The following is a 4,184-nucleotide window of genomic DNA, read 5'->3' as shown; positions in this document are numbered from 1 at the left end:
TTATCGATAGAATTCTGGCTCACCTTCGAGAGAAGGAACAGGACATTCCAACGCTCCCATTGCTCACACCTCCTCCCAGGGCACCACCTGAGGCATTGCCTCTTTTCGCTGGTAAGGATTCCAGCTCAACCGCAATCATTTAGCAAGGAAGCCACCAAATAACGCGCGGCATGGGCTGTTGCGCGCCTTCCTTCAAGAATTAACGGATAGGAATGGCAAGCTCAAAGCCGCGAACATATTTTCAGGGCAATAAACAGTTAATTCGCGAACTTATCCAGCTAAGTCAACAGAATAGGCGAGAAGATCTACTCCCATTAGGCCGTTTATTTTTCCTATACTTCAAGCATTTAATAATCCCTTCTTTTCAGAAGAGCATCAGGTTATAACAGATAGTCGTGGCTACTTTAGTTTGATCATTGGGCAAGGGGATAACAGCGATGGCCTATTGGATGAGGTGCCATGGGCTGAAGAACTTGTCTGGATGAATGTGGAGATGAAAACAGAAATTGGCGCTTTTTATAAGACAGTAAGTACGAGCCAACTTATGTCGGTGCCTTATGCTTTTCATGCAGAAAGTGCCAGCAAATTGGTGGATGATAACGAAGTCGATCTTCGTTCTGGTAACTCCATTTATTGGACGACTACCGGTAATGAATTTACTCGGCCGCCATATCATTTTCTTGGAACACGTGACAATAAGCCTCTATATTTCAAAACCAACAATGATGATCGGGTGGTCATTACAGAGAACGGGCAGGTTAAAATTTTTAGTGGCGTTGGAACTATGAATGGGGATTCGGACCAACAGTATGCAAACTATCCGCTGACCATCCAGGGTTCAGAACAAGGAATATACATTAAGGTAAATGGCAGTCGCTCAAGTGCAAATAACTTTGTGACCTTCGCGGATGGTGGGCCCGGTGATGGCGATGGAACCATCTGGGGTCGGATCGAAGGCCAAACGCTTCAGGAGTTATATGATTCCCCTAGTTATAAAACCGAGACGGCCCTATTTGCATTAGGTATCACTTCTTTGGGTGCGCAAGTAGCTGCTTTGGGGGCCGAGGCGGCAGGGTTGGGCGCTTCTGGCATTTGCGCCACAGCTGCTGTTGGGGTGATCGCTCAGGGTGTAGGATTTGCTACTGAATTGGCCGCGCTCACTACTGAACGTGACGGATACATAACTAATACGGTTAATTCAGTAGGGGTAGCCTACCAATCAGGAGGGGCTGATTATGCAGAATGGCTGCTCCGCGAAAAAGAAGAACGTGATTTAGTGTATGGTGAAATTGTAGGCGTTCGTGCAGGTAAGATATCTCTAAACACACAATTAGCAGATCACTTGATGGTTATTTCCCGTAATCCTATCGTGCTGGGTAATGCACCGCAGCCTGAGGATGAAGAAAAGTATGAAAAAGTAGCCTTCATGGGACAGGTGGCTGTTCGAGTGGTAGGTCCGGTGTCGATGGGGGACTACATTATCCCATCGGGTAATCATGATGGCTTTGGAATTGCAGTACATCCAGATAATATGCTTTCCGGAGATTATGCCCGGATTATTGGGGTTTCTTGGGAAACAGCCAAAGATGCGCCTTTTAATATCGTAAACGTGGCCGTGGGTATCAATGCCAATGATTTAAGCGAAAAAGCAGAAGTACTGAATGCCCGGGTGGATAACATACTTGGATATTTAAAAGGAGAAGAGCCATTGCTGACGGATGAAGGTGTACAATTAGCCCTGAATAACGTCCAGAATCAGCCACAATCTGCTTTTGTAAAGGCATTTACTGATGATGAATATGATGCTACTTTGAAGCTGAATCACCCGCTATACGAATATATCAGAGATGGGCAACCAACTCAAAGCCAAAGGGCATGACTTTGATGGAAACCCAGCGCTATTGGAATTTGTGAATGATCCAGTAGCCGCTTACAAAAAAATGTGGACAGATCCTCAATATAGAGGTGTCTGGAAATATCTGAATACCCATCGTTAATTGAGATGGTAAAAGACCTAAAAACGCATAAAACAGTGGGAAGTTTAGCCTCCCAATAACAATAAGGCTCATGAAAAAATCGGTACCTAATCACATGATGTTTCAGAATCTGATTCGCGTGAATCGAATGATGAAAGCTTTGCTGACAATAGTCGGCTTGCTGTTCAGCGCAACGGCTGTGCAGTCGCAAACTGTAACTGCCTCGGCTCCTACTCCGAACACAGTATGTTACGAAGAGACGTTTACCGTGGCTTTTAACTTAGCAGATTTTGCTGCTGGTGAAACAGTTACCGTGACACTTGATTTAGGTGCAAACGGATCTTCAGATTCAGATGATGTAACTATTGATGGCTCCGGAAATGGTTCTGGTTCGGTTACTGTGTCGTATTCAGGAACAGTCTCTGGGTCTCAGTCACTGAGCCTTAGTGCTGTCGGCACAACTAATGCCGGGCCAATAGTCAGTAACAATGTTAATGTAAACGCTACAGCTCCAGTACTTACCACGGGTAACGTTGAGCCTGACGGCCCATTTTGTGTTGGTGATATGGTGGAAGTTGCCTTTACCGCCCAGTGTTTATACCCTTCGATAGGTTTTACCAGTGGTGTAGGTCAGGTACAGGTTAGATTGACTTCATCTGACAAATCTTATGATGAGGAATTAACAGTCCTTAACAATGAAGGTAGTGTAGATGGTTCCGGAGATATTACGCTTTCAGGGACATCTCAATTAATGGGTACCGTCAAGGTAATTAGTCCAGCTGGTGTAGAATTTGCCGAGGACTATCGTTTTACAGTAGAAACAGTAACGGGTGATTTTACCTCGGACACGCCCGGTGCAGGTAACGATGATGGTGATCAAGAAATCCGTAGCTTGGTTATTGATGCCTGGTCCGACCCGGTCGATTGGCTTGGATCTTGTGGCCCGAGCCAGGACCCGTCAGCAGCCGCTGCCGAGCCGGCCGCGCCAGTGTCAGCAGCCGCTGCCGAGCCGGCCGTGCCAGTGCCCGCCCTGAGCCTATGGGGTGTCGGCATTCTGGCGGGGCTGCTTGCTTGCCTCGGCGTCTCTCAGCGACGCCGCAGACACTGATAGCAGGTACAGATAAGCGACACCTGCACAATTCGGCGGCACCGGTAACGGTGACGCCGACCCCCACCTGCACACCACCTGGGCACGGCAACACTTCCTATTCAGAACATGACACCTACCCCCCGTTTCCAACACTGCTACCTGCATATCGGCTTGGATAAAACGGGTACCACGTCCGTACAGCAGGCCTTCGCCCGTGAAGCTGCAGTGCTTGAGGCGCAGTGCCAGCTGCACTTTCTCCACGTATTTCCGGATCGCAAGAAATTCAACGGCAACCACTCGCCTTACCTGCGGCCTCTGTTCTGCAAATTCCCAAGGGCGAGACGCCGGCTCTCCGCCATGGGCCTGACTGACGATGAGAAGATCGACGGCTACAATGACAACACCACTGCAGCACTGCGGCGCGAGTTTGAGCAAAAAAACGCTGAAAACATACTCCTGTCTGCCGAGGTCATCAGCCACTTTCAGCCTGAAGATCTACAGGGCCTCGCCAGCTGGGCCCGAGGGCTGGCCGAGAAGGTGACCGTGGTCGCCTGTGTGCGTCATCCGGAGCACGCACTCTCCAGCGAGATCCAACAGCGTCTGCCAGGACATTCCAACGCTCCCATTGCTCACACCTCCTCCCAGGGCACCACCTGAGATTGCCTCTTTTCGCTGGTAAGGATTCCAGCTCAACCGCAATCATTTAGCAAGGAAGCCACCAAATAACGCGCGGCATGGGCTGTTGCGCGCCTTCCTTCAAGAATTAACGGATAGGAATGGCAAGCTCAAAGCCGCGAACATATTTTCAGGGCAATAAACAGTTAATTCGCGAACTTATCCAGCTAAGTCAACAGAATAGGCGAGAAGATCTACTCCCATTGGGCCGTTTATTTTTCCTATACTTCCACCGGCTCCGGTTTTGGCCCGCTGTACCTGGATTATGTGCTGGGTATTACCAAGGCCTACACCACCCGTGTCGGCTCCGGCCCATTCCCCACCGAACTGTTTGATGAAACCGGTGCCCACCTGGCCGAGAAGGGCCACGAGTTTGGTGCCACCACCGGGCGTCCGCGCCGCTGCGGCTGGTTCGACGCCGTGGCCCTGCGCAACGCCGTTAA

The 4,184-nt window shown here is 49.6% G+C and carries 3 protein-coding genes and 1 pseudogene; all 4 read left to right on the top strand.

All coding sequences use genetic code 11. From position 1 onward, the window contains the following. The first annotated feature begins 409 nt into the window (after nt 1-409). Nucleotides 410-1,879 carry a hypothetical protein gene (locus A3709_RS12490; RefSeq protein WP_066055010.1) on the top strand — a complete coding sequence of 490 codons (1,470 nt, stop codon included), beginning with the start codon at nt 410-412 and terminating at the stop codon, nt 1,877-1,879. A 188-nt stretch (nt 1,880-2,067) separates the two neighbouring features. After that, a complete protein-coding gene (locus A3709_RS22630; RefSeq protein WP_082850093.1) occupies nt 2,068-3,084 on the top strand; it encodes an IPTL-CTERM sorting domain-containing protein in 1,017 nt (338 codons plus the stop codon). Nucleotides 3,085-3,237: 153 nt separating this feature from the next. Continuing rightward, nucleotides 3,238-3,723: a hypothetical protein gene (locus A3709_RS12480; RefSeq protein WP_156507744.1), complete on the top strand. Its 486-nt coding sequence runs from the start codon at nt 3,238-3,240 to the stop codon at nt 3,721-3,723. A 243-nt stretch (nt 3,724-3,966) separates the two neighbouring features. Next, nucleotides 3,967-4,184, top strand: a pseudogene (locus A3709_RS22625) (adenylosuccinate synthetase); the annotation flags it as partial.

Source organism: Halioglobus sp. HI00S01 (assembly GCF_001635445.1).
GTDB lineage: Bacteria > Pseudomonadota > Gammaproteobacteria > Pseudomonadales > Halieaceae > Halioglobus > Halioglobus japonicus.
Note: the sequence above shows the minus strand (reverse complement) of the source record. Positions and strands in the feature narration are given on the sequence as shown.